This window comes from Natrinema soli, from assembly GCF_028618695.1.
Map to the genome: position 1 here is coordinate 1 of NZ_JAQIVI010000666.1, position 599 is coordinate 599.

A 599-nucleotide genomic window follows, 5' to 3' on the forward strand; every position below is an offset into this window, starting at 1 on the left:
GGGGCGCACTCGCCGCCGCTCGAGACGATGTCGAGGCCTACGATGCGGTCACCTGGTCCGAGTCCGCCGCAGACGGCGACGAGACTGACGGAACCCCGAACACCGCCGACGTGACCGCGGGAGTCGAGGGAACCCAACAGACCGAGCTCGCGTTCGACGAGGTCGCGGCCGGCGACGCGGCCTCCGATCGAGAGGACGACGCCATCGACCAGCTGTTCGACCGGCTCGCCAACCGCGACGACGAGGTCCGGGCCGTCCGCGAGCGTCTCGAGGCGCTGTCCGAGGACCTCGAGTACGTCGAGGAACGGACGGCCGCCGCCGACGAGGTTGACGAACTCGACGAGCGCCTCGAGTCGTTCGCCGACGATTTGACCGACCTCGCGGCCGAGAGCGAGAGCCACGCGAGCGACTCGGCCGTCGCCGGTCTCGACGCCGAAATCGATCGCCTCGACGACGAACTCGAGGCGCTCTCGGACGCGCTCACAGCGATCGAGGACGACGTCGACGACTCCGACGACGCGCTCGCGGACGTCGAGTCGACCGCTGCAGACGAACGGGCCGACCTCGACGACCGGCTCGCCGATCTGGCGGGCGACCTC

Annotated in this window: 1 pseudogene; it reads left to right on the forward strand. The window is 70.5% G+C overall.

The features are described 5' to 3' along the window. Positions 1–599, forward strand: a pseudogene (locus PGX04_RS29645) (chromosome segregation ATPase); the annotation flags it as partial.